At 69.7% G+C, this 22,925-nt stretch carries 22 protein-coding genes; 7 read left to right on the top strand and 15 right to left on the bottom strand.

The features are described 5' to 3' along the window. Positions 1-22: 22 nt before the first annotated feature. The gene (locus G4H71_RS22695; protein WP_072736479.1) at positions 23-685 is read right to left on the bottom strand and encodes a TetR/AcrR family transcriptional regulator; all 663 of its coding nucleotides are present in this window, start codon (positions 683-685) and stop codon (positions 23-25) included. A gap of 112 nt (positions 686-797) precedes the next feature. Between G4H71_RS22695 and G4H71_RS18045 the strand changes: the two genes are divergently transcribed. Further along, positions 798-2,534 carry an NTP transferase domain-containing protein gene (locus tag G4H71_RS18045; RefSeq protein ID WP_072736480.1) on the top strand — a complete coding sequence of 579 codons (1,737 nt, stop codon included), beginning with the start codon at positions 798-800 and terminating at the stop codon, positions 2,532-2,534. A 3-nt stretch (positions 2,535-2,537) separates the two neighbouring features. Here the strand turns inward: G4H71_RS18045 and G4H71_RS18040 are convergent, their stop codons facing one another. The 6 genes from G4H71_RS18040 to G4H71_RS18015 form a co-directional block, all read right to left on the bottom strand. Beyond that, positions 2,538-3,218: a sirohydrochlorin chelatase gene (locus G4H71_RS18040; protein WP_072736481.1), complete on the bottom strand. Its 681-nt coding sequence runs from the start codon at positions 3,216-3,218 to the stop codon at positions 2,538-2,540. Beyond that, a complete protein-coding gene (locus G4H71_RS18035) occupies positions 3,215-4,357 on the bottom strand; it encodes a uroporphyrinogen-III synthase (protein ID WP_072736482.1) in 1,143 nt (380 codons plus the stop codon). The genes G4H71_RS18040 and G4H71_RS18035 overlap by 4 nt, the downstream gene beginning before the upstream one ends. After that, positions 4,354-4,764, bottom strand: a complete 411-nt coding sequence (nirD, locus tag G4H71_RS18030) for a nitrite reductase small subunit NirD (RefSeq protein WP_072736483.1) — start codon at positions 4,762-4,764, stop codon at positions 4,354-4,356. The genes G4H71_RS18035 and nirD overlap by 4 nt, the downstream gene beginning before the upstream one ends. 122 nt (positions 4,765-4,886) lie before the next feature. Next, positions 4,887-7,415 carry a nitrite reductase large subunit NirB gene (gene nirB / locus G4H71_RS18025; protein ID WP_072736484.1) on the bottom strand — a complete coding sequence of 843 codons (2,529 nt, stop codon included), beginning with the start codon at positions 7,413-7,415 and terminating at the stop codon, positions 4,887-4,889. Between the two features lie 87 nt (positions 7,416-7,502). Beyond that, positions 7,503-8,933 (bottom strand): nitrate/nitrite transporter, encoded by a 1,431-nt coding sequence (locus G4H71_RS18020; RefSeq protein WP_072736485.1) that lies wholly within the window; start codon positions 8,931-8,933, stop codon positions 7,503-7,505. 103 nt (positions 8,934-9,036) lie between these two features. Continuing rightward, a complete protein-coding gene (locus tag G4H71_RS18015) occupies positions 9,037-10,266 on the bottom strand; it encodes an MFS transporter (protein ID WP_083342957.1) in 1,230 nt (409 codons plus the stop codon). Positions 10,267-10,333: 67 nt separating this feature from the next. On the opposite strand from G4H71_RS18015, the gene G4H71_RS18010 reads away from it, so the two are divergent. Next, positions 10,334-10,999, top strand: a complete 666-nt coding sequence (locus G4H71_RS18010; protein ID WP_083342930.1) for a FadR/GntR family transcriptional regulator — start codon at positions 10,334-10,336, stop codon at positions 10,997-10,999. Positions 11,000-11,010: 11 nt separating this feature from the next. Here G4H71_RS18010 and G4H71_RS18005 read toward each other — a convergent pair whose 3' ends face one another. The 4 genes from G4H71_RS18005 to G4H71_RS17990 form a co-directional block, all read right to left on the bottom strand. Continuing rightward, positions 11,011-11,430, bottom strand: a complete 420-nt coding sequence (locus tag G4H71_RS18005; protein ID WP_217631305.1) for a DUF2510 domain-containing protein — start codon at positions 11,428-11,430, stop codon at positions 11,011-11,013. A gap of 146 nt (positions 11,431-11,576) precedes the next feature. Then, positions 11,577-12,431 carry a TIGR02569 family protein gene (locus G4H71_RS18000; protein ID WP_072736487.1) on the bottom strand — a complete coding sequence of 285 codons (855 nt, stop codon included), beginning with the start codon at positions 12,429-12,431 and terminating at the stop codon, positions 11,577-11,579. An 89-nt stretch (positions 12,432-12,520) separates the two neighbouring features. Then, positions 12,521-13,717 (bottom strand): adenylyltransferase/sulfurtransferase MoeZ, encoded by a 1,197-nt coding sequence (gene moeZ, locus G4H71_RS17995; protein WP_072736488.1) that lies wholly within the window; start codon positions 13,715-13,717, stop codon positions 12,521-12,523. Positions 13,718-13,795: 78 nt separating this feature from the next. Continuing rightward, the gene (locus G4H71_RS17990) at positions 13,796-14,887 is read right to left on the bottom strand and encodes a DUF3152 domain-containing protein (RefSeq protein ID WP_371842132.1); all 1,092 of its coding nucleotides are present in this window, start codon (positions 14,885-14,887) and stop codon (positions 13,796-13,798) included. Positions 14,888-15,174: 287 nt separating this feature from the next. Here G4H71_RS17990 and fasR point away from each other — a divergent pair, with 287 nt between their 5' ends. Then, positions 15,175-15,846 (top strand): HTH-type transcriptional activator FasR, encoded by a 672-nt coding sequence (fasR, locus tag G4H71_RS17985; protein ID WP_072736671.1) that lies wholly within the window; start codon positions 15,175-15,177, stop codon positions 15,844-15,846. Between the two features lie 114 nt (positions 15,847-15,960). Here the strand turns inward: fasR and G4H71_RS17980 are convergent, their stop codons facing one another. After that, entirely contained in the window at positions 15,961-16,191 is a 231-nt protein-coding gene (locus G4H71_RS17980) for a DUF3107 domain-containing protein (RefSeq protein WP_072736490.1), read from the bottom strand. A gap of 146 nt (positions 16,192-16,337) precedes the next feature. Further along, positions 16,338-17,030: a ferritin-like fold-containing protein gene (locus tag G4H71_RS17975; RefSeq protein WP_072736491.1), complete on the bottom strand. Its 693-nt coding sequence runs from the start codon at positions 17,028-17,030 to the stop codon at positions 16,338-16,340. A gap of 399 nt (positions 17,031-17,429) precedes the next feature. Between G4H71_RS17975 and G4H71_RS17970 the strand changes: the two genes are divergently transcribed. Further along, complete coding sequence (locus G4H71_RS17970; RefSeq protein WP_072736492.1) at positions 17,430-19,067, top strand: DEAD/DEAH box helicase; 1,638 nt, start codon at positions 17,430-17,432, stop codon at positions 19,065-19,067. Between the two features lie 9 nt (positions 19,068-19,076). After that, positions 19,077-20,285, top strand: a complete 1,209-nt coding sequence (locus G4H71_RS17965; RefSeq protein WP_072736493.1) for an Rv3212 family protein — start codon at positions 19,077-19,079, stop codon at positions 20,283-20,285. Between the two features lie 41 nt (positions 20,286-20,326). Here G4H71_RS17965 and G4H71_RS17960 read toward each other — a convergent pair whose 3' ends face one another. Continuing rightward, positions 20,327-21,124, bottom strand: coding sequence for a ParA family protein (locus G4H71_RS17960; RefSeq protein ID WP_072736494.1), 798 nt, complete (start codon positions 21,122-21,124; stop codon positions 20,327-20,329). 102 nt (positions 21,125-21,226) lie between these two features. Between G4H71_RS17960 and G4H71_RS17955 the strand changes: the two genes are divergently transcribed. Together G4H71_RS17955 and G4H71_RS17950 are read left to right on the top strand one after the other, a co-directional pair. Then, entirely contained in the window at positions 21,227-21,907 is a 681-nt protein-coding gene (locus G4H71_RS17955) for an acid phosphatase (protein ID WP_072736495.1), read from the top strand. Continuing rightward, positions 21,904-22,386, top strand: coding sequence for a GNAT family N-acetyltransferase (locus G4H71_RS17950; protein WP_072736496.1), 483 nt, complete (start codon positions 21,904-21,906; stop codon positions 22,384-22,386). The genes G4H71_RS17955 and G4H71_RS17950 overlap by 4 nt, the downstream gene beginning before the upstream one ends. Before the next feature lie 8 nt (positions 22,387-22,394). On the opposite strand, the gene G4H71_RS17945 is transcribed toward G4H71_RS17950, so the two are convergent. Further along, complete coding sequence (locus tag G4H71_RS17945) at positions 22,395-22,874, bottom strand: hypothetical protein (protein ID WP_072736497.1); 480 nt, start codon at positions 22,872-22,874, stop codon at positions 22,395-22,397. Positions 22,875-22,925 lie beyond the last annotated feature (51 nt).

Genomic DNA, 22,925 nt, shown 5'->3' with positions numbered 1-22,925 from the left:
CGTTCGGGATTCCGATCGGGCGTCAGGGCAGCCGGTGCCGGGCGAGTGCGTCGTAGTAGGCGCGGAACCGGTCACCCAGGTGTGCGTCCGCGTCGCCCTCGGCGAGGTCCTGGAAGACCAGGCGCAGCAGCGAGAAGCCCAGCGCGAGCGCTGCGGCCGCCGCCTTCGGCGGGTCGGGGTCGTCGGGGTGGCGGGCCGCGAGCACGCTCACCGCGGCCTCGCTCGTCCGGGCGACGGCGCTGTTGACCGCGACGATCAGATGCGGGTTCTTCTCGAACACGACGCGCATCTGCTGATCCCGCGCCGCGAACCCGCCCGGCTCCCCTGCCGCGGAGGCGCTCTCCCGGTCGATGAAAGCGACGAGCGCATCGTGGACGTCGAGGATCGCGCTGCCCGACGCCGGAAGTTCCTCGAGGATCCTCGCGACGCCGGCGAACCGGTCCGCGACGACCGCGATCACCGCGTCGTCCTTGCCGTCGAAGTAGTTGAAGAAGGTGCGGGGAGAGATTCCGGCCCGCTCGGCGATCATCTCCACCGTCGTCGCCTCCGCCCCGAACTCGGCGACCAGCTCGAACGCGGCCGTCGCGATCTCTTCGCGGGTACGACGCTTCTTTCGCTCGCGCAGCCCCGACGAGCCGGCGCCCGGCGCGGCGATGTCCGGGTCACCCGGCGTCGACGTGGTCACCGCTCCAGGATGCCCATATTTTGCAGTGAGTGCAAATTTGCATCTTCTGCATGCAGGGCGCGCCGTCGCTGCCATGGGGACATCCGAACCGTCATGCGGCAGCATCGTCACCATGACGTTTCCGCGCGTGTTCGCGATCATCCTGGCCGGCGGCGCGGCGACCCGAATGGGCGGAATCGACAAGCCCGCACTGATCGTCGGGGGTCGGCGCATGCTGGACACCGCCCTGGCCGCCATCGCCGTTGCCGACCGGACCGTCGTCGTCGGGCCGCACCGCGACGGCATCGCCGCGCTCCAGGTCCAGGAGGACCCGCCCGGTTCCGGTCCGGTGGCCGGAATCGCTGCCGGCCTCGCCGCCCTCGGAACCCGGCCGACGGACCGGGTACTCGTCCTGGCTTCCGACCTGCCCTGGATCGGCACCCGGACCACCGAGGACCTCCTCGGCGCCCTCGAGCGCACGGAAGGCGCGGACGCCGCCCTCGGCATCGACGAGACCGGGCGTGTCCAGTACCTGCTGTCGGCGTGGCGGGCCGAAGCACTGGCCGACGCACTCGAAGCACTCGACTCGCCGGTCAACCAGCCGATGCGTGCCCTGCACCCGCAGCACCCGGTGACCGTCGAGGTGGCGGGAGCCACCGACTGCGACACTCCCGAGGACATCGAGCGCGCCCGGACCGTCGGGCCGGGACCCCTCACCCTCGACGAGGCCCGCGAGGCCGTCCGTACCGGAGTCGCCGCCCTCGAACCCCGCGAGGGCGTGCTCGCCGAATCCCTCGGTGCCACTCTGGCTCGGACTCTCCACTCCGCCGACGCCGTACCCCGGGCCGACGTGTCCGCGATGGACGGCTACGCCGTCGCCGGGCCGGGACCGTGGCATCTACTCGACGAGGTGCGCCCCGCCGGAGACACCGGCACCTTCAGCCTCGCTGCGGGTGAGGCCGCCCGGATCGCCACCGGCGCACATCTTCCCGCGGGCGCCACCGCCGTCCTCCGAGACGAGTTCGCCGTGGTGGAGGCGCGGGTACTCGCGACACTGCCGGACTCCTCACCCCGGGACGACACCCGTCGGCGCGGCGAGGACTGGCCGGTGGGCCATCCGATCGCGCCCGCAGGAACGGCCGTCACGTCCGCACTGGTGTCGGCCGCGTCGAGCGGCGAAATCCGCATCGCGACGGTGCGTGGGCCCGTCCGCGTCCACGTGGTGACCACCGGAGACGAGATTCGTCGGGACGGGCCGCTGCGCCCGGGGCAGACCCGTGACGCCCTCGGCCCCGTCCTGGATCGTTTCGTGACCTCGACCGGTGCGGTACCGGTGACGAACGCCCACATCCGCGACACCGCAGACGGTTTCGACGAACTGCTCCGCGGCGCGACCGACGTCGACGCGATCGTGATCGTCGGGGCCACCGGCGGCGGTGCGGCGGACCAGCTGCGCTCCGCCCTGGCCCGCGCGCGGGCGCACATGCTGGTCGGCCGGGTCCTCTGCCGCCCGGGGGGCTCCCTCGTCGCCGCAGCACTCCCCGACGGACGGGCGGTACTCGGGTTGCCGGGAAATCCCTACGCTGCGATCGCCACCCTGCTCGTGACCTTGCCCGCCGTCGTCGACGCGTGCACCGGCCGCGCCCCGCAGCCGCGGTTACACGGCCGGGTGGCCAACGCATCCGAGGTCGGGACGGACCGGACCCGGATCCTGCCGGTGACCTCGCTGCCGGACGGCCGGTGGATCGCCGATCCCGGCGTGCGCACCGCTCATCTGGCGGGCCTCGTCGGCCGGCCGGCCCTGGCTCTGATCCCCCCTGGCGCCGTGAACGACACCGTCGCGGAACTGATCCCGCTGCCCGCGTGGTGACCGTCAGGACCGGGTGAGGACCGCGGCCCGGTCGTGCCGCGCGGCCACCAGGTCGACGATCCGCGGGTGCACTCCCAGCGGCTGCGTCACGCCGTCGGCACCGGCGTCGAACAGTCGTTCGTGGAACAGCCCGTGCGCCAACAGGTACGAGGCGACGAACACCCGGGACGCCCCGTCTTCCCGGGCGCCGCGCACGGCATCGCCGACCGTAGGAGTCCCGGTCGCCACGTAGCCGATACGGACGCGCTGGTCGAGCAGGCTCGCCAGCATCGCTGCGGATCGGCGCACGTCGGCAAGCGCTCGGGGATCGGAGGATCCGGCCGCCGCGAGGACGACGGCATCTCCCGGCGTCCAGCCCGCCTCCACCAGCCGCTCGCGAAGAACCTGCGCCAGTACCGGATCCGGTCCCAGCGCGGGCGTCACCACGGCACCGGGGAACTGCGCCGCGGCCCCGTGCACGTCGTGGTGCACGTGGTAACCGGACGCCAGGAACGCCGGGACCACCACGGCGGGCGCATCCAGTTCGGTGAGGACGTCCTGCGGCGATGGTCCGAGGACGTCGACGAACGCGACGCGAGTCTCACCCACCCGGGCCGAGACGGCTTCTGCCAGAGCTGCGATCATCTCGACACCCCGGGAACTCCGTGTCCCGTGGGCGACGAGCACGAGTGCCGGATCGTTCATTCTTCGTCTCCACAATCGACCGGATCCACCGCGAGGCGGTATCCACGTTTCACGACGGTCTGCACGACCTTGGCCGCGCCGAGTGACGAGCGCAGACGTGCGACGGCTGTCTCCACGGCATGCGTGTCGTCTCCACCACCGGGGAGCACGGCGAGTAACTGCTCCCGCGACACCACCCGCCCCGGCCGTGCCCCGAGCGCTCGCAACAACGACATCGATGCCGGGGCGAGCTGTTTCACCTCGCCGTCCACGACCACGCAGCCACCGCGGATACCCAGGTCGTGGCCGGCGGCGCGGATGCGGCTGGCCCGACGGGGCAACTCGTCGGCGAGGTGACGTGCCAGTGCCCCCAGCCGGAAGCGGGACGGCATGGTGGTCGGAACCTCGAGTTCCACGAACGGGGCGGCCGTCACCGGCCCGACACAGGTGACCACGACGCGCTGGCGGAGCGCGTGGATCAGCGGATCGAGCATCCCGGTCTCGCGGGCGCGGTCCAGCATCGACGCCACCGCCGGGGCACTCGTGAAGGTGATCGCGTCGAGCCCTCGGGTCGCGGCCAGCTCGATGAGTTTGTCCATCGCCGACTGATCGTCCGGCGGCACCCACCGGTAGACCGGGACCGGGATGACGTCGGCTCCCGCGCACCGGAGCACCTCGCAGAAGTCGGCGACCGGCTCCCACTCCGTCGTCGCCCCGTGTAACTGCACCGCGATACGCACCCCCTCCACCCCTTCCGCGAGGAGGTGATCGAGGACCTCGGCGGAGGACTCGCCCGCCGGCGACCACTCCTCCTTGAGGTCGGCCGCCCGGATCGCCCCCTTGGCCTTGGGCCCGCGGGCGAGTAGCCGGGCCTGCGACAGCGCCTCACCCAGTTTCTCGGCGAGGCCCCAGCCGTCGGCGGCCTCCACCCAGCCACGGAATCCGATCCCGGTGGTGGCCACCACGATCTTCGGCGGGTCCGCGACGATCTCGCGGGTGACGCGCTCGAGTTCGGTGTCGTCCGCGAGCGGGATGATGCGAATCGCCGGGGCGTGGACCACGCTCGCGCCCCGCCTGGTGAGCAGGGTGGCGAACTCCTCGGCGCGGCGCGAGGCCGTGATCCCGACGGTGAACCCCAGCAACGGCGTGGAATCGTTCACGGAGTCCCGGTTCCGTTCTCGGCCTCCGTGGCGCGCGGCAGGCGGCTGTGGATCTGCACCACTCCGCCCCACACCCGCACGTCGTACACCGGCAGGCGCACGTCCTCGTCGTCGAGGCACCGGCCGTCGATCAGTGAGAACACCTGCTTCAGGAGCGGTGAAGCGACGGTCGGTTCGCCCGACCGGTCGCCGACCAGGCCGCGGGACATGACCGCGGCCCGCCCGTAGGGATCGATGTTGCCGACGGCGTGCAACGATCCGTCCTCGAGCAGGAACAGGGCAACCTGCTCGCTCCCCCGTAGCAGCACCGCCACACCGAGCCCCGGGATCAGGCGGCTGAGCGGGCACGCAGACGTCCACTCGAGGCGATCGGAAGCGATCTTCTCGTTCAGGTCGACAATCGTCATCTGGACTCTCCTCCCGGACGGCATCCGTCCGTGGCACTCATGGTTCTGGCTCGATGTTTCCGAAGCATTAAGCAGCCATTACCCCGGCGTGGCATCGACAAATTCGCTGCGTGGCGCCACATTCACTGCGCGGTGTCGGCGAACTTCGGCATCCCCATCAACACGGGAACCTTGCGGACACCGGTGTCGTCGAACTCGACGGTCGGGTCCGCCTCGCCCGGGGCGTTGACGAAGGAGACGAACCGCGACAGCTTCTCCGGATCCTCGAGCACGCCGGCCCACTCGTCCCGGTATCCCTCGACGTGCCGGACCATCGCCGACTCGAGCTCCCCGGCGATCCCCAGGCTGTCGTCGCACACCACCGCCTGGAGATGCTCGAGTCCACCCTCGAGCGACTCGAGCCACGGCGCTGTGCGCTGCAGGCGGTCGGCGGTGCGCACGTAGAACATGAGGAACCGGTCGATGTACTTCACGAGGGTCTCGTCGTCGAGGCCGCCGGCGAGTAGTTGCGCGTGCTTGGGCGACTGGCCGCCGTTGCCACAGACGTAGAGATTCCACCCCGACTCGGTGGCGATGACACCGACGTCCTTGCCCCGCGCCTCCGCGCACTCACGGGCGCAACCCGAGACACCGAACTTCAACTTGTGCGGCGAGCGCAGGCCTCGGTACCGGAGCTCGAGGTCGACGGCCATGCCCACCGAGTCCTGGACCCCGTACCGGCACCAGGTGGACCCGACACAGCTCTTCACCGTGCGCAGGGACTTGCCGTAAGCCTGCCCGGACTCCATCCCCGCGTCCACGAGCCGCTTCCAGATGGCGGGCAGTTGCTCGACGCGGGCGCCGAACATGTCGATGCGCTGGCCACCGGTCATCTTCACGTAGAGCCCGAAGTCGCGGGCTACCTCGCCGATGACGATGAGCTGCTCCGGCGTGCACTCTCCGCCGGGCATCCGCGGCACGACCGAGTACGTGCCGTTCTTCTGGATGTTGGCCAGGAAGTGGTCGTTGGTGTCCTGCAGGCCGGCCTGCTTGGGGTGCAGGATGTGGTCGGAGTCGGTGGAGGCGAGGATCGACGCGACCACCGGCTTGCAAATGTCGCAGCCGGATCCCTTGCCGTACTTGCCGATCAGTGCCGAGAACGTACGGGTGTCCGTGGCCTGCACGATCTCGAACAGTTCGGCACGGGACTGCTCGAAGTGCTCGCACAGGGACTTGGACATCACCACGCCCGACGCGGCGAGCAGTTGCTTCACCGTCGGCAGGCACCCGCCGCAGGTGGTGCCGGCGTTGGTGCACGCCTTCACCTGCGCCAGATCACAGGCACCGTCGGCGATGGCGCCGCAGATCGTGCCCTTGGTGACCGCGTTGCACGAGCAGACCTCGGCGTCGTCGGGCAGTGAGCCGGCTCCCGGCTTCTCCCCCGCCGGCGAGATCAGCGAGGCCGGATCCCCCGGAATTTCGCGGCCGACCAGCGGACGCAGTGTCGCGTACGCGGACGCGTCGCCGACCAGAATGCCGCCGAGGAGCGTCTTGGCGTCGTCGGAGACGACGAGCTTGGCGTACGTCTTCTTCGCGGCGTCGTTGAGGACGACCTCGAGCGCGCCCGGCGACTGCGCCATCGCGTCGCCGAAGCTGGCGACGTCCACGCCCATGAGCTTGAGCTTCGTGGACATGTCCGCGCCGGGGAAGTCCGCCTCGCCGCCGAGCAGCCGGTCCGCGACGATCTCGGCGGTGGTGTAGCCGGGGGCGACCAGTCCGTAGCAACGGCCCTCGACGGCGGCACATTCACCCACCGCGTAGATGTTCTCGTCGGAGGTGCGGCAGGCCAGGTCGGTGAGGATGCCCCCGCGCTCCCCGACGTCGAGCCCGGCGTCGCGGGCGAGTGCGTCCTGCGGGCGCACCCCGGCCGAGAACACCAGCAACGCCGCGTCGATGGTGGAGCCGTCGGACAACTCGACGGTGATCCCGTCCGGGCCCTCGGTGACGGCGGCGGTACCGACACCGGTGTGCACGGTGAGCCCGAGGTCGGTGACGAGCCGAGCGAGGAGCGCGCCGCCGCCCTCGTCCACCTGCAACGGCATCAGCCGGGGCGCGAACTCCACGACGTGCGCCTTCATGCCCAGCAGCTTCAGCGCGTTCGCCGCTTCCAGGCCGAGCAGTCCGCCGCCGACGACGACACCGACCGCCCCCGGGCCTGCGGCCTCCGAGCGTGCCCGGATGCCGTCGAGATCGTCCAGCGTCCGATAGACGAAACACTCCGGACGGTCGTGGCCCGGGACCGGAGGCACGAACGGGTAGGAGCCGGTGGCCATCACCAGGGCGTCGTACTCGAGGATCTCGCCGTCGGCGGTGGTCACCCGCCGCGCGGAACGATCGATACCGACTGCCCGCGCGCCGATCCGCAGATCGACGAGATCGTCACCCGCGTAGTCGTTTCCGGCGAGAGCGAGCTCCTTCGGATCCCATGCACCGACGTACGACGACAGCCCCACGCGATCGTAGGCGGGCAGCGGCTCCTCGCAGAGGACGGTGACCGACCACTGCTCCGTCTCGTCCCGGGCACGCAATGCCTCGACGAACCTGTGGCCGACCATTCCGTGTCCGATGACGACTACGGACTTGCTCCCGCGTGGGGCCGTCGTGGCGGTCATGTCCTGCTCCTTCGTGTGAAATACCGGGTACTGCGGTGAAGCGAGTGCTGCAGCGAATCGGGCTGCGATGACGGTGAAGCTCGCCGGTCAGGCGGTGACCGTGGTGCTCTCCCGGGGTTCGGGCGCCGTGGGTGCCGCACCCCCGGTCGACCCCGCCGCCGGGCGGCGCAGGAACACGAACCAGGTGACCGCGATGCAGGCGATGTAGAAGGCCATGAAGACCCAGAACGCCATGGTCGCGGAGTTCGCCTCGCTGTTGTACGACGCCCGCAGGACGATGTTGATGCCCACGCCGCCGAGTCCGCCGATGGCACCGGCGAATCCGATCAGCGCGCCCGACATCGAGCGGGACCACGAGGCGCGCCCCTCACGGTCGAGCGGCAACGACTGGGCCTTGGCCTCGAAGACCGAGGGGATGATCTTGTACGTCGATCCGTTGCCGATGCCGGAGAGCAGGAACAGCGCGATGAACCCGAGGACGTAGGTGGTCATGATGGCGCCGGTGGGGGCGCCGTCCGCCGCGTCGTCGAGCGAGCCCGCGGTCACCAGGACGCCCGCCGCCAGTGCCATTCCCACGAACGTGTACAGGGTGACCTTGCCACCACCGATCCGGTCCGAGAGCTTGCCGCCGAGCGGACGTGCGATGGACCCGAGCAGCGGTCCGATGAAGGCGATCTGTGCCGCCTGCAGGGCCGCCTCCGCCGGCGTGGAGCCACCGGCGATGAAGTTGATCTGCAGAATCTGCCCGAACGCGAAGCTGAACCCGATGAACGAACCGAACGTGCCGATGTAGAGGAAGCTGATGATCCAGGAGTGCCGGTGGGTGAGCGCCTCGCGCATCGCCCGCATGTCCGCCTTCTGGTTGCCCAGGTTGTCCATGTACAACGCCGCACCCAGCGCCGCGACGGCGATGAACACCAGGTAGACGGCGCACACGATCCACGGCTCGGTGTTGCCGACGGTCGCGATGACCAGCAGACCCACGATCTGGATGACCGGAACACCGATGTTGCCGCCACCCGCGTTGAGCCCGAGTGCCCAGCCCTTGAGCCGCTGCGGGTAGAACGCGTTGATGTTCGCCATCGACGAGGCGAAGTTGCCGCCACCGAAGCCGGCGAAGGCGGCCACGATCAGGAACGTGGTGTACGACGCACCGGGGTTCATCATGAGGACGAGCGTGAGCACCGTGGGTATCAGCAGGACCAGGGCGCTGAAGATCGTCCAGTTACGCCCGCCGAACCGGGCCGTGGCCACGGTGTACGGAATGCGCAGCAGCGAACCGACCAGGGTCGGCACCGCGACCAGGAAGAACTTGCCCGCGGGATCGATGCCGTACACGTCGGTCGGCATGAACAGCACCATGACGGACCAGATGGACCACACGGAGAATCCGACATGCTCGGCGATGACGGACCAGATCAGGTTGCGCTTGGCGACATCCTTGCCCCCGGACTCCCAGGCCTCGACGTCCTCGGCGTCCCATTTCTCGATGTAATGACGTGTGCTGTCGCGTGTCACCGTCGGCCTCCTGAATGTGTGTGGGAGACCTAAAGGTAGAAAACGGGTGTTGCGGGGGTGATGCCCTCGGTGTCGGAGACGTCAATTGATTCTCACCCGGGGTTCACCGACCGTGTGAGGAAGCCCCGGTCTGTGTCTCGGTGTATCGACCTGCAGGGGCGCCACCGCCGGGCAGCGTGTCCCCGGACCGCAGGGTGTCCTCGAGCATCCTGGGCCGGCAGGCCTGGGATCCGGCGGCCAGGAGGACGGCGACACACGCGAACAGGTACCCGAACGACCACCACCAGTTCCCGGACGCGTCGTGCAGCACGCCGAACACCAGCGGACCCGCGCTGGCCACCAGGTAGCCCACGCCCTGGGTGAACCCGGACAGCGACGAGGATCCGGCGTGGGTGCGGGTACGCAGGTTGATCAGCGTCAGTGCCATCGGGAAGGTGCTCGGCCCGAGCCCGAGCAGCACGATCCACAGCACCGGCGCGCTCATCGGCGCCCACAACAGGCCCGCGAAGGCGAGGACGAAGCACACTGCGCAGGCCACCACCAGCGGAAACGGGTTGGCCATGCGGGCGCAGAGCGTCGGCGCACCGAACGCGGCCACCAGCCCCATCATCGAGAAGAGTCCCACCATCGTGCCGCCGAAAGCGGCGCTCGCACCGGCATCGGCGAGGATCGCGGGGATCCAGGTGAACATGGCATAGGTGATGGTGGAGGTCATTCCGAACATCAGGGCCATCGCCCAACCCACCGGCGAACGCCACGCACTGGGGCGCCGGCCCGGCTCGGCCAGCGGCTCGGCGAACGCGCCGCCGGGTGCCGCCCGGCGACGCGCGAGCACCACGATCCAGGGCAGAGCCGCCGCGAAGGCGACCGCCGCCCACACCCCGATCGACGTGCGCCATCCCGCGGCATCGGCGAGCGGAACCGCGACGAACGCCGGCACGATGGTGCCGATCTGCACGCCCACGATGTAGACCGAGCTCATCACGGCGAGGCGGTCGGAGAAATAGCGCTTGACCAGTGGTGGGATCACCACGTTGCCGATCCCCATGCCGGCCAGTGCGAGCGCGGACAGTGCCAGCAGCGACCACGTGTCCGTGACCAGGGCACGGGCCGCCATCCCGGTTCCGGCCATGAGCATGGCGACGGTGACGGTGCGCTCGAGGCCGAAGCGCGCCGCCAGGAGCGGCGTGAGCATGCCGGACACGGCGAACATCAGAGTGGGGACCATGCCGAACACGCCCACCACCGTGGTGGAGAATCCGATGTCTTCCTGAATCTGCGCCGCGAGGGGGCTGAACGAGGTGACGGCGAGCCGCAACACCAGTGCCGACATGGCGATGGCGCAGAACACGAGGAGTCGACCGTGGAAAATCTTCACCGAGAAATCATAGGATGACAGGATGACTAATGTGAAGCCGGTGCGCCGGTCCGGCCTCGTCGCGCAGGTCACCGATCAGTTGCGCACCGAGATCCGCGAGGGACGCTGGGCGGTGGGCGACCGGATACCCACCGAACCAGCCCTCGCCGAGCTGACCGGAACCGGCCGGAACACGGTGCGTGAGGCGGTCCAGGCCCTCGTCCACGCCGGGCTGCTGGAACGCCGCCAGGGGTCGGGAACCTACGTCGTCGGTACCAGCGACGTGGGAAACACACTCACCCAGTACTTCGTCGACGCGCACGAGCGGGACGTCCTCGAACTCCGCCGCGCTCTCGACGTGACGGCCGCCGAGCTGGCCGCCGAACGCCGCAGCGACACGGACGTCTCGTCGCTCACCGAGAAACTGGCACTGCGCCGACGCCTGTGGGACGCGGGCCGGACCGAGGAATCCGTCGACGCCGACATCGCGCTGCACCGGGCCATCGTCGAGGCCAGCCACAACGCCGTCTACCTCGAGTTCTACGATTCGCTGCTCCCCGCGATCCGGGAACTGGTCATCCGCCGGACCCGAGCCACCGGCGAGGGGCACCACTCCGACCACGAGGCCCTGGTCGAGGCGATCGTGGCCGCAGCGCCGCAGCGCGCCGCCGACGCAGCCCGATCACTGTTCCACGAACTCCTGACCTGACGGAGCGTGGTTCAGCGGTACGCCTGGTACCTCACCCGGGCGTTGTGGCTGTTCGCGGCGACGCACGCCCAGACCACACAGGTCAACCAGCTCAGGACGAAGGTGAGACCGAACGTGACGAACGACAGGAACACACCGAAGAACGAGACGACCAGCATGATCAGACCACCGGGAACCGAGGCGTAGAGCAGTCCGAGCGGGCCGAACAGGAAGGCCAACAGGAAGGCGACGCCCACGCTCTTCGGTGCCACCACCGCGACGTAGTGCGGGACGGGCACCTGCGCCATCGGTGGCTGATACTGCAGGGGCGGCTGATACTGGAGAGGCCCCCATTGCCGACCGTCCCACCACCGCACCAGACCGGAACCCGCGGGGTCCGGGTACCACCCGGCCGCCTGCTGATAGTGGGGCGACGAACCCTGATCGCTCACCATGCACTCCCCCCGCCCCCGGGAACTGGCCCGGGAACACCCCGCGCGAGGCCTCGGCCGGTCTCGCCTGCGGGAGACGCTACCTGCTCCGGTGCCGCGGTGGTGGACGAAGCGGTGATGGGCTGGCTGGTGGACTGACAGGGGGCTTACAGCAGCAGACGCACCACGTCCGCCGTCCGGGCGAGCCCCGGGAAGGCTTCCGCCGTCGATCGTGGGTGCAGGACGTGGACCGAGAGCCGGAACAGCACCGCCCGCAGCAGCATCTGAGGCCATTCCGGCAGTGCATCCCAGCGGCCGATGAGATCCTCGTCCGCTCCGCCCCACGAGATGGCGTCGACCACCGCGACCGCGGCCGCCCAGGGCGCGGGCCGCCAGTAGGGCGTGATGTCGGTGATCCCGGGTGCGAGGGCACCGGAGAACAGCACGGTGCCGAACAGATCGCCGTGAACGAGTTGATCCGGCGTCTGAACCGGTTTGCGCAGCGTCGCCAGCGCACTGATGAGCTCCAGGCTCCTGCGCCCGTCCGGAGTCGGGTTCTCCAACTGCTCCACGCCCTTGGCGCTGCGGAGCGGGATCTTCTCCCACGCACCCCGGTCGGCGGCGACGAACACGTCCACCTCCGCCCACGGTGGCACAGGTGGCTGCACGAGGAAGCGCGGCCGTTCGAGGGTGGACGTGGCGGCGTGCAGCCGGCCCGACATCGACACGACCTCGTCGTGCCGGGGCTCGGGGAAGCCTTCGATGTACGTGTCCGCCCGCCACCCCGAGACGACATAGCGACCGTCGGTCGAGCGGACCGGCCGGGCCAACCGGACGCCGTCCACCTCGAGCGTCTCGCGGACCTTCGCGGACCACGCGGCCCGCGCGTGATCGGCGACGGGTGACAGAACGACGTCTCCACACAGCCACCCGCCGTCCCAGTCCGCTCCCAGCGCGGTGGGTTCGACGTCCTTGAGGCCGAACGTGGAGCACACGTGCGGGGGAGGTCGACCTGTGCTCACGGCGACAACGCTACCGCCGACGACGCGGTCCGCCGTTCAGGCGCGCGGTGTCGCGCACACCGAGTCCGCTACCGGTAGGCAAATCGGCGCTAGTAGACGGGCAGCGAGGGATCGACCTGACGGGCCCAGCTGATGACCCCGCCCTGTACGTGGACGGCGTCGGCGAAGCCGGCACGTTTGATCGCGGCGAGCGCCTCGGCCGACCGGATTCCGGTCTTGCAGTAGAGGACGATCTGTCTGTTCTGCGGTAGCTCGGCGAGAGCCTCGCCGGACAGGATCCGATCCTTGGGGATCAGTACCGCGCCGGGCACCCGGACGATGTCCCACTCGACCGGCTCCCGGACGTCCACCAGTTCGATCGGCGTTCCGGAGTCGATCAGATCCCGAAGCTCCGTGGCGGTGATCGTGGATCCCGCCGCAGCCTGCTGCCCCTCGTCGGACACCACACCACAGAAGGCCTCGTAGTCGATGAGTCCGGTGATCGGCTCACGGGCCGGATCCCGGCGCAACGTGATCGTCCGATAGGACATCTCGAGCGCGTCGTAGATCATCAGCCGGCCGAGGAGGGACTCTCCGATCCCGGTGATCAATTTGATCGCCTCGGTCGCCATGATCGCACCGATCGAGGCGCACAGCACCCCGAGTACTCCGCCCTCGGCGCACGACGGCACCATTCCCGGCGGCGGCGCCTCGGGGTACAGATCCCGATAGTTCAGGCCGCGCCCGTCCGGGGCGTCCTCCCAGAACACCGAGGCCTGACCCTCGAACCGGAAGATCGAACCCCACACGTACGGCTTGTGGGCGAGGACCGCGGCGTCGTTGACGAGATACCGGGTGGCGAAGTTGTCGGTGCCGTCGAGGATCAGGTCGTACTCGGAGAACAACTCCACAGCGTTGTCCGGTTCCAGCCGGAACTCGTGCAGCCGCACGTCGACGTTCTCGTTGATCTCACGGATCGAGTCGCGGGCGCTCTCCGCTTTGGGCCGGCCCACGTCCGAGCGGCCGTGGATCACCTGCCGTTGCAGGTTGGACATGTCGACCTCGTCGAACTCCACGATGCCGATGGTGCCCACCCCCGCGGCGGCGAGATACAGCAGCGCGGGAGAGCCGAGACCGCCCGCTCCGATCACCAGCACACGGGCGTTCTTCAGACGCTTCTGACCCGCCATTCCCACGTCCGGGATGATGAGGTGGCGGCTGTAGCGCTCGACCTCCTCCCGCGACAACTCCGCGGCCGGCTCGACGAGCGGCGGCAAGGGAGCGGGACCGGAACTGTCGATCGACACGATGACTCCTCGGGAACGGGCTGCCGACGGTGTCGCCCTACCTCGACACCCGGGGTCGGCGGTGTTCTTCCGGGCGCCTCATCCCCGAGGATACGGCCACGGGTTGAACCGGCAGGTGAGATCGTTGTCGGGCACGACTCCCTCGGGATCGAGTCGGTAGATCTCGTGGTTGGCGGTACCGAACGACTGCTGCATCATCACCGGAGCCAAGCCGTCCTGCGTCTCGCAGGGCTGGTGGTCCCGATACCCGATGGCGTGGCCGACCTCGTGGTTGATGAGGTACTGACGGTAGGAACCGATGTCGCCCTGGAAGGCGATCGCGCCCCGGACCCACCGTGGCTCGTTGAGCAGGACCCGCCCGAGTCCCGGGTTGTAGCAGGACGTCTCGAGCTCGATGCTGTATCCGCAGGCCTCGCGAATGGTCATCTGCGAGGTCAGGGACACCCGGAAGTCCGGCTCCCCGGTGTCGACGCGACGGAAGGCGAATCGGTCGTCGTTCGTCCAGCTCTTCGGGTTCGCCAGCGTGGAATCGACCATCCGGGCCAGGGAATCGTCCCCGCCGAACCCGGCGGTGTCGACTCCGTCCTCGACCTCCACCGTGTAGGTGAACTCTCGTTCGGTGCCCTCACCGAACCGATCCGTCGTCCCCGGCACGACCCGCCACGTCCCTGCCCCGTCCACCGCGAACGGCCCCCCGTCCGGGAGCGCACCCGCGGGCATGGACTCGGCGAAGCTGCCGTCGGCGAGCGGCGGCACCCCGATCACGTCGGTGCCCTCACCTTCCTGCGACAGGGTGCCGATACCGGGAGCGGCGGCATCGGGTGCCGCACCGTCGCCGCCACCGGTACGTGCGGCATCGACGACGACGAACCCGGTCACCACCGCGAGCACGGGAATCGCGTAGGCGCGCCATCCGTACGTGGACACGAACCGGCCCAGCCGGCTCTGTTTCCGCGCGCTCCGATCCGGGCGGGGCGCGCGACCCCGCGGCTCGCGCGCGGTCGGATCCCACTGCGCGCGCAGCGGCTGATGGGAATGTTCACTCGACGGCCTGACCCGGACCCGACCGGGGCCCGCATAGCGATCCGCCTCGTCGCCGGCTGCCGAACGCGCACCGGACCCGTGCGGGGTGTCCCCGCCGCGCGCCCGCGATCGCCCTCGGTCAGTCACGCAGGACAGAATCTCACAGTCCGCCGCGTCCGCCCGGCTGGCGTCGTCCCTGCATCCCCGGGCGTGTCGCCCTCGGGCCGGCACGGGAGACTCCGCTATACCCGGGCAACCCTGTCCGGTCGTCCGCACCACCGTGGGCCGGTGTCACGTCGCCGTCGGCTACCGCCGGGAAAACAACGCCCGTTCACGACACCGCGGTCCTGACGGGACCCTGTGATCCGGCGAAGGTATCGTTTGCAGGGTCACTGAAGTTGTGACGCAGGATACTTGTGCAGATGGGAAGCGACATGACTGAACTCGCGGAACGGACCGACTCCGGACGCGACGGCACCACGGGCAAGGGCGCCGGCAATCGTCGCAGTACTCGTCTGCCCCGCGACGCCCGCCGCCTGCAACTGCTCGCGGCCGCCAGCGAGGTCTTCGTCTCCCGCGGCTACCACGCCGCGGGGATGGACGAGATCGCCGAATGCGCCGGGGTCAGCAAACCCGTCCTCTACCAGCACTTCCCCGGCAAGCTCGAGCTGTACGTCGCCGTACTGCAGAGCTACGTCGACACCCTCATCTCCGGTGTGCGACAGGCCTTGCGGTCCACCACCGACAACAAGCAGCGGGTGCGTGCCGCCGTGCAGGCGTTCTTCGACTTCGTCGACAACGATTCGCAGGGGTTCCGGCTGGTGTTCGAGTCCGACCTGATGGGCGAGCCCGCAGTCCAGCAGCGCGTCGAACAGGCCACCGAGGCGTGCGTCGACGCGGTGTTCGATCTGGTCAGCCACGATTCCGGACTCGATCCGTACCGGGCGAGGATCCTCGCGGTGGGCCTCGTCGGCGCCAGCCAGTTCACCGCCCGATACTGGCTGGAGGCGGCGCGCCCCATTCCCAAGGAAGAGGCCGTCGACACCACCGTGGCGCTCGCGTGGGGCGGCCTGTCGCACGTGCCGTTGCAGCACGAGCAGCGCTGACCGGTCCCCGGTCCACGATTGCACCGACCGGTCCCGGTCCACGGCCGAACCGGCCCGGCACACACGAGCAGGGCACCCCGTTCCGGGGTGCCCTGCTCGTGTGTCGTGGCGCGGTCAGGTGAGCGGCGCGAACCCGACCTTGCGTGCGTCCGCGGCACCGATCTCCGCGTAGGCGATCTTCGCGGACTGCACGAGGTACTTGCGTCCCTTGTCGTCCTCGAGCGACACGACGCCCGTACCGCTCGTCAGCCCGTCGGTGAGTACCTTCTCGACCTCGTCCCGGTCCCGGTCGGTGGCGATGACGAGCTCGTGCGGGCTGTCGATTAGACCGATCTTGACCTCCACGGTCGACCTCCGAACTCTTCGAAATGCAATAGGACTGTCCGGTCCAGGCTAATGCAGCACCTCACCCGAACACCGGTCGTGGGGCTGTGCCGAGAGCGAACACGGCACGGCTGGCGTGACACGCGAGCCCCGTCACGCGAGGCCCGTCATGCGAGACCCAGGACCGCCATCCGCTCCGAGTGCTTCTCCTGCATGCGGTCGAACAGGGCCACCACCCCGTTGAGGTCGCCGTACGACGACAGCACGAGCTCGGTGAGAGCTTCCCGGCGCGCCAACACGAACTGGGCCTGGGTGATCGCCTCCCCCAGCAGCCGGCGCCCCCACAGCATCAGCCGGTCCTTGTCCCTGCTGCTCGCCGTCACCGCCTCACGAACCTCCTGGACGACGAACTCGGAGTGCCCGGTCTGTGCCAGCACCTCCTCGACGATCTCGGCGACCTCGACCGGGAGCGAATGCCCGATCTCGCGGTAGAAGTCCGCCGCTATCCCGTCGCCCACGTAGGCCTTCACCAAGGCCTCGAGCCACGTCGACGGCGCAGTGGACGCGTGATAGTCGTCGAGCGCCCGCACGAACGGGTCCATCGCCTCGTAGACATCGAAGCCGCGCGCCGTGAGCGCCGACTCCAGCGTCTCGAAGTGCGCCATCTCGGCCGACGCCATCGATGCCAGCGCCACCTTGCCCTGGAGCGTGCGCGCCATCCGCGCATCCTCCGCCAGCCGGTAGAAGGCGGAGATCTCGCCGTACGCGAGAACCGCGAACAACTCGGGAACACCCGGGTGATCAGGAGAGATACGCGAAGGTACGGAGGAAGCCGAGGGCGGCGTCGACGTGGATTCCATGGTGTCCGACTCTAGTGCGTCGCGCGTCGGCACCGACGATTCCGGGCCATTCCCGCCCACCGGTCCGGGTGTGCCGACGCCGCCGCCCGCCGGACACGCGGGATCGCGCGGGAACAGGACGGGTGTCCCCGACCGTTACAATGGTCACGGGAGTCGCGCATCGTTCTCACGAGCGGCCGCCGCGGCACCCAGCGTTCATGTGCGCGCACCTGACCGACGGTCGGCGCCCACGCCCCGCCGGACCCGTCCGGTGCCGAGGCGTAGGCCCACCGCATCGGGAGAGGAAATCGACGAGAGTCGGCGGGTCAGACCGCCGACCCACCGATCCTGGAACGGATCGCCGACTCGTCGACAGGGACACTTTACGGTCGAACCGCGACCCGGCCCGCCACCTCGTGCGTGCGTGCTGCTACGAGGAAGGCCAGACCCCTGAGCAAGATCACGATCGACCACGAAGACGACGCCACCGAAACCACGCTGTCCGCCCAGTTGGACGACACCCACGTTCCGCCCACGTTCGGCGAACTGGGTGTCCGCGACGAGATCGTCCGTGCCCTCACCGACATCGGTATCGACCGCACCTTCGCCATCCAGGAACTCACACTGCCGCTTGCGCTCGCCGGCGACGACCTCATCGGCCAGGCCCGTACCGGCATGGGCAAGACGTTCGGATTCGGCGTCCCGCTCCTGCACCGCGTCTCGACCGCATCCACCACGGCCGCACTCGACGGCACCCCGCGGGCACTGGTCATCGTGCCGACGCGCGAGCTGTGCATCCAGGTGACGAAGGACCTGGAGAACGCGGCCAGGCATCTCGCGGGAAGCGGCGCGAAGGGCCGCCTCGAGGTGCTCTCCATCTACGGTGGCCGCCCCTACGAGGCGCAGATCGAGACCCTCCGCAGCGGTGCGGACGTGGTGGTCGGCACCCCCGGCCGCCTCCTCGACCTCGCCAAGCAGGGCCACCTGATCCTCGGAAAGATCGAGGTTCTCGTCCTCGACGAGGCCGACGAGATGCTCGACCTCGGCTTCCTCCCGGACATCGAGCGGATCCTCTCGATGGTTCCCGAGAAGCGGCAGACGATGCTGTTCTCGGCCACCATGCCCGGGCCGATCATCACCCTCGCGCGGACGTTCCTCACCCAGCCCACCCACATCCGCGCCGAGGAAGCCGCCTCGTCCGCGGTGCACGAGCTCACCACTCAGCGGATCTACCGCGCCCACGCGATGGACAAGGTCGAACTCGTCTCCCGCGTCCTGCAGGCCGAAGGCCGCGGCGCCACCATGATCTTCACCCGGACCAAGCGCACCGCGCAGAAGGTCGCCGACGACCTGGCCGAGCGCGGATTCGCCGTCGGAGCCGTTCACGGCGACCTCGGCCAGATCGCCCGCGAGAAGGCACTCAAGTCCTTCCGCACCGGCAAGATCGACGTGCTGGTCGCCACCGACGTCGCCGCCCGCGGCATCGACATCGACGACGTCACCCACGTGATCAACTACCAGTGCCCCGAGGACGAGAAGACCTACGTGCACCGGATCGGCCGCACCGGTCGCGCCGGACGCACCGGTATCGCCGTCACCCTGGTGGACTGGGACGATGTGTCGCGCTGGCAGCTGATCGACAAGGCACTCGACCTCGGAACGCCCGATCCCGTCGAGACCTACTCGAGTTCGCCGCACCTGTTCGAGGAACTCGGCATTCCCGAGGGAACCACCGGCACCGTGAAGAAGGCTCGCCCCGCGGCGGAACCTCGCGACGAGTCCGAGCCCCGCGACACGGCCGAGCGCACCGAGCGTCCGGCCCGGACCCGCTCGCGGTCGCGTCGACGCACCCGTGGTGGTCAGCCCGTCACCGGCGAGCACGCCTCGGCAGAGTCGAAGACGGCGGAATCGACGGCGGCGAACGCCTCGGCTGCGGATTCCTCCGGCACACGAGCCTCGGACTCGACCGATTCCGGTCACGAGTCGGACGGGGCGCCGCGTCGTCGCCGCCGTCGTCGCCGGCCCGCGCAGGCCGCCGCTGCTGCTGCATCGGAGTAGACACCGGCCGTGCAAGCCCCCGAGCGGCGCACCCGCGCCGACCTGTTGATCGCGGCTGCCCTCGCGCTGGCGATCATCGTCGCCACCGGCGTCGTCTGGTTGCGGAGCGACGCTCGTTCCACCGTGTCCGTCACTGCGGAGACGCCCGCCGTGACGCCGGAACCCGCCCGTGAGGTTCCCGCTACCCTGCAGGCGGTGTGGGATGCACCCAGTTCGGCGACGGCCCGCCCCGTCGTCGCGGCCGGGACAGTCGTGTCCGCGGAGGACGGCGCCGTCGTCGGCCGCGCCCCGGACACGGGTGTCGAGCTGTGGCGGTACGAACGCGACCTCGACCTGTGTGGAGTGGTCGGCGCCTGGCAGCGGGCGATCGCCGTGTACCGCGACGGCCGAGGATGCTCCCAGGTCACCGCGCTCGACGGGGCCTCCGGTGCCCGGGCCGCGCAGCGCAGCAGCGACGCCGATACGTCGATCGAGCTCGCCGCCAACGGCACCTACGTCCTCGCACGCGGGGACGAACGCCTCGAGGCATGGCGCTCGGACCTGGTGCGCACGCTCGAGTACGGGCGGGTGGGCGCCCCGGTCAACCCGGGCACACAGCCTCGTTCCGGGTGCACGCTCGTCGACGCGGCCGCGGGGAGCAGTCGGCTGTCCGTCCTCGAACGCTGCCCCGGAGAGAGCGCCGAGAGGCTCACCGTCCTCGCACCGTCACCGGAGGACGCGCAGGAGCCGGAGGAGTTCGGCTCGTCCGTCCTCGCCGAGATCGACGGCCCGGGCGCGCGCATCGTCGCGGTGGCCGGCGAACGTACGGCGGTCTACCTCCCCGGAGAAGGTGGGGAGGGCCCGCGCGTCGGGATCTACGACGGCGAAGGTCGCCTGGCCGCCGTGGTGCCGCTACCCGAGCCCGCCACCGATCATGCCGTGACGGCAACGAACGGCTCCGCCGTCACCTGGTGGACCGGATCGACCCTGGTCGCCTTCGACACCACGGACCTCGAACCGCGATGGAGTCTTCCCGACGCTCGGGGACCGGCCGCACAGATGGCCGACCGCCTTCTGGTCCCGGTGCCGACAGGCCTCGCCGTCGTCGATCCTGCCACCGGAGTGGCCGACCGCACCCTGGCGGTCACCCGGCCGCAGGGCGACGTTCCCGTGATTCCCGCGGTGATCGGCGGCGTGGTCGTCGAGCAGCGCGGCGACCTGCTGGTCGCTCTGCGCTGACCGGTTCCGGCCTCGGGTCGTCGCAGGTCGAGCGGGTCGGGTCAGGAGTCCACGGCCGGCGCGAACGTCACCAGTTCCGAACCGGCCCAGTGCTTGGCCAGGTTCTCAGCGAGGTCCCGGTAGGCCTGTGCGCCCTTGTTCTTGCGCCCGGCGAGGACCGTCGCCCCGGAGGCCGAGGCCTCCGCGAACCGCACGGTGCGGGGAATCGGCGGCCACAGCACCGGCAGATCGTAGCGATCGGACACATCCGCGAGTACGTCCCGGCTGTGCGTGGTGCGGGCGTCGTAGAGGGTGGGGACCGCGCCGAGCAACACCAGATCGGGATTGGTGATCTGCTGGACCTCGCGAACCGTCCGCAACAACTGGCCCACACCACGATGCGCCAGCGTCTCGCACTGCAGCGGAACCAGCACCGATTGCGCCGCGGTGAGCCCGTTGAGCGTGAGCACGCCGAGCGAGGGCGGGCAGTCGATGATGATCGTGTCGTACTCCGACAGCAGTGGCGAGAGCGCCCGCTTGAGGGTGAACTCCCGGCCGGGACGCATCAGCAGCATCGCCTCGGCACCGGCCAGATCGATGGTGGCCGGTAGGAGGTCCACCCCCTCACCGGTCTCGACGATCGCGTCCTGAGGACGCAGATCGGCCGTGAGTACCTCGTGTACCGATGCCTCGAGCCGGTCCGGGTTGTGCCCGAGGGAGAACGTCAGACACCCCTGCGGATCCAGATCGACCGTGAGCACTCGCTGACCGAGCGCGGCCAGTGCCGCCCCCAGCGAGGCAACGGTGGTGGTCTTGGCCACCCCACCCTTTTGATTGGCCACTGCCAGAACCGTCGTCACGGCCTCGATCTTTGCCTACTTCCGCGGCGGAGGCGAGCCTTCCCCGCAAATTCGCCCACGGCCGGACCGGATTCGCGGGCCGGGCACTGACATGATGGGGGCATGGGTGTGCCTGAACCGCGTGGCGGAGCCGAGATCGTGCACCGGATAGTGCTGCTCCGGCACGGCGACACGGAGTGGGCGAGTACCGGCAGGCACACCGGCCCCACCGACATTCCCCTCACCGACCTGGGACGTACACAGGCCCGCGCGGCCGGACGGGCCCTGGCTCACCTGGATCTGCGGGACCCGCTGGTGATCTCGAGTCCACGCATGCGGGCCCTCGACACCGCGGAGCTCGCCGGGCTCACCGTCGATCGCGCCTGGGACGCCGTCGCCGAATGGGACTACGGCGACTACGAAGGTCTCACCACCCCACAGATCCGCACCCGGGCACCCGACTGGACGGTGTGGACCCACCCGTGCCCGGGAGGCGAGCAGACGGACCACATCCTCGCTCGCGCAGATCTCGTTCTGTCCGTGGCACATTCGCAACTGACTCGACGGGACGTGGTCGTCGTGGGGCACGGCCACTTCTCGCGCGCCCTCCTGGCCCGCTGGATCGAACTACCCGTCATCGAGGGCAGGCGGTTCGCGATGGCACCGGGCGCGTACTCGACGCTGGGCTTCGAACACGGTGCCACCCAGGTGCTCGCCCACAACGTCACCGAGCACCTGCGCTCGCCCGGGCCGGCACGCGACGCCGAAGCCGAAGCCGAACAGGGCGAAGGCGCCCACCGATGATCCGCCGCGCACGGCCGGACGACACCGCGGTGATCACGGACATGATCCACCGGCTCGCCGACTACCAGCAGGCACGCGAGCACTGCACGGTGGAGCCCGGTCAGATCCAGCGTGCCCTGTTCGGTCCCGACGCCGCCGCGTTCGCCCACGTCGCCGAGTCCGACTCGGGCGAGGTGGTGGGGATCGCGGTGTGGTTCCGCAACTTCTCCACCTGGGACGGCACCCACGGGATCTATCTCGAGGACCTGTTCGTCCTGCCGTCCGCCCGCGGCGGCGGCCACGGCAAGGCGCTACTGGCCGCGCTCGCGCAGGAGTGCGTCGATCACGACTACACCCGGCTGTCCTGGTCCGTCCTGAAGTGGAACACCCCGTCGATCGAGTTCTACGAATCGCTGGGAGCGCAGCCCCAGACGGAGTGGCGCACCTACCGGCTCACCGATGGCCCGCTCCGCGACCTGGCGTCCACGTTGGGGCCCTGACCCACGCCTCAGCGTTCGACAGCCGACCCGCGACCGTCGTTCCCGCGTTCCTCGCCGTCTCCCGGCTCCTCCAGCACGTCCGGAGCACCGTACCCGGCGGCCATCCACCGCGACGTCGGCGACGCGAACAGGCAACCGAGCGCGCCGAGCACGACCACACCCAGAAGACCGCCGAACACCGGCTGATGCGAGTCGGTGAGCAGTGCCCACGCAACCGGGATCAGCAGCAATTGCGCGACGATGGCGATGGACCGCCCCCAGCGCTTGCCGAACGCCAGGCCGATTCCGGCCGCGAGGACGGCACCGCCGAGAATCGCGAACCAGGCCGCGGTCCCGTACCCGCTCGCCACGGTCTGGTCGTGCCCGAGCAGACCGCGAATCACCAGCGTGAGAGCGACACCGACGGCAACCGCACCCTCGAGCGCGACGAGGGCACCTGCCGTCCGGACAGTGGTGGGAACCTGGGTGTTCAGAGACGGCTTCGGCACCCGGCCAGCCTAGAGCACCGGCCCGGTGCACTCGCCCGGCATCCGGCTAGG

This window comes from Rhodococcus triatomae, assembly GCF_014217785.1.
Taxonomy (GTDB): Bacteria; Actinomycetota; Actinomycetes; order Mycobacteriales; family Mycobacteriaceae; genus Rhodococcus_F; species Rhodococcus_F triatomae.
The sequence above is the reverse complement of the archived record's forward strand: the minus strand, read 5'-3'. Positions and strand labels throughout refer to the sequence as shown.

What these genes read in the sequence shown, in the direction of transcription:
- G4H71_RS18045 (WP_072736480.1), top strand. Translation starts at nt 798, where the DNA reads ATGACGTTTCCGCGCGTGTTCGCGATCATCCTGGCCGGCGGCGCGGCG.
- G4H71_RS18040 (WP_072736481.1), bottom strand. Translation starts at nt 3,218, where the DNA reads ATGAACGATCCGGCACTCGTGCTCGTCGCCCACGGGACACGGAGTTCC.
- nirD (WP_072736483.1), bottom strand. Translation starts at nt 4,764, where the DNA reads ATGACGATTGTCGACCTGAACGAGAAGATCGCTTCCGATCGCCTCGAG.
- nirB (WP_072736484.1), bottom strand. Translation starts at nt 7,415, where the DNA reads ATGACCGCCACGACGGCCCCACGCGGGAGCAAGTCCGTAGTCGTCATC.
- G4H71_RS18015 (WP_083342957.1), bottom strand. Translation starts at nt 10,266, where the DNA reads ATGTCGGCACTGGTGTTGCGGCTCGCCGTCACCTCGTTCAGCCCCCTC.
- G4H71_RS18010 (WP_083342930.1), top strand. Translation starts at nt 10,334, where the DNA reads ATGACTAATGTGAAGCCGGTGCGCCGGTCCGGCCTCGTCGCGCAGGTC.
- fasR (WP_072736671.1), top strand. Translation starts at nt 15,175, where the DNA reads ATGACTGAACTCGCGGAACGGACCGACTCCGGACGCGACGGCACCACG.
- G4H71_RS17975 (WP_072736491.1), bottom strand. Translation starts at nt 17,030, where the DNA reads ATGGAATCCACGTCGACGCCGCCCTCGGCTTCCTCCGTACCTTCGCGT.
- G4H71_RS17955 (WP_072736495.1), top strand. Translation starts at nt 21,227, where the DNA reads ATGGGTGTGCCTGAACCGCGTGGCGGAGCCGAGATCGTGCACCGGATA.
- G4H71_RS17950 (WP_072736496.1), top strand. Translation starts at nt 21,904, where the DNA reads ATGATCCGCCGCGCACGGCCGGACGACACCGCGGTGATCACGGACATG.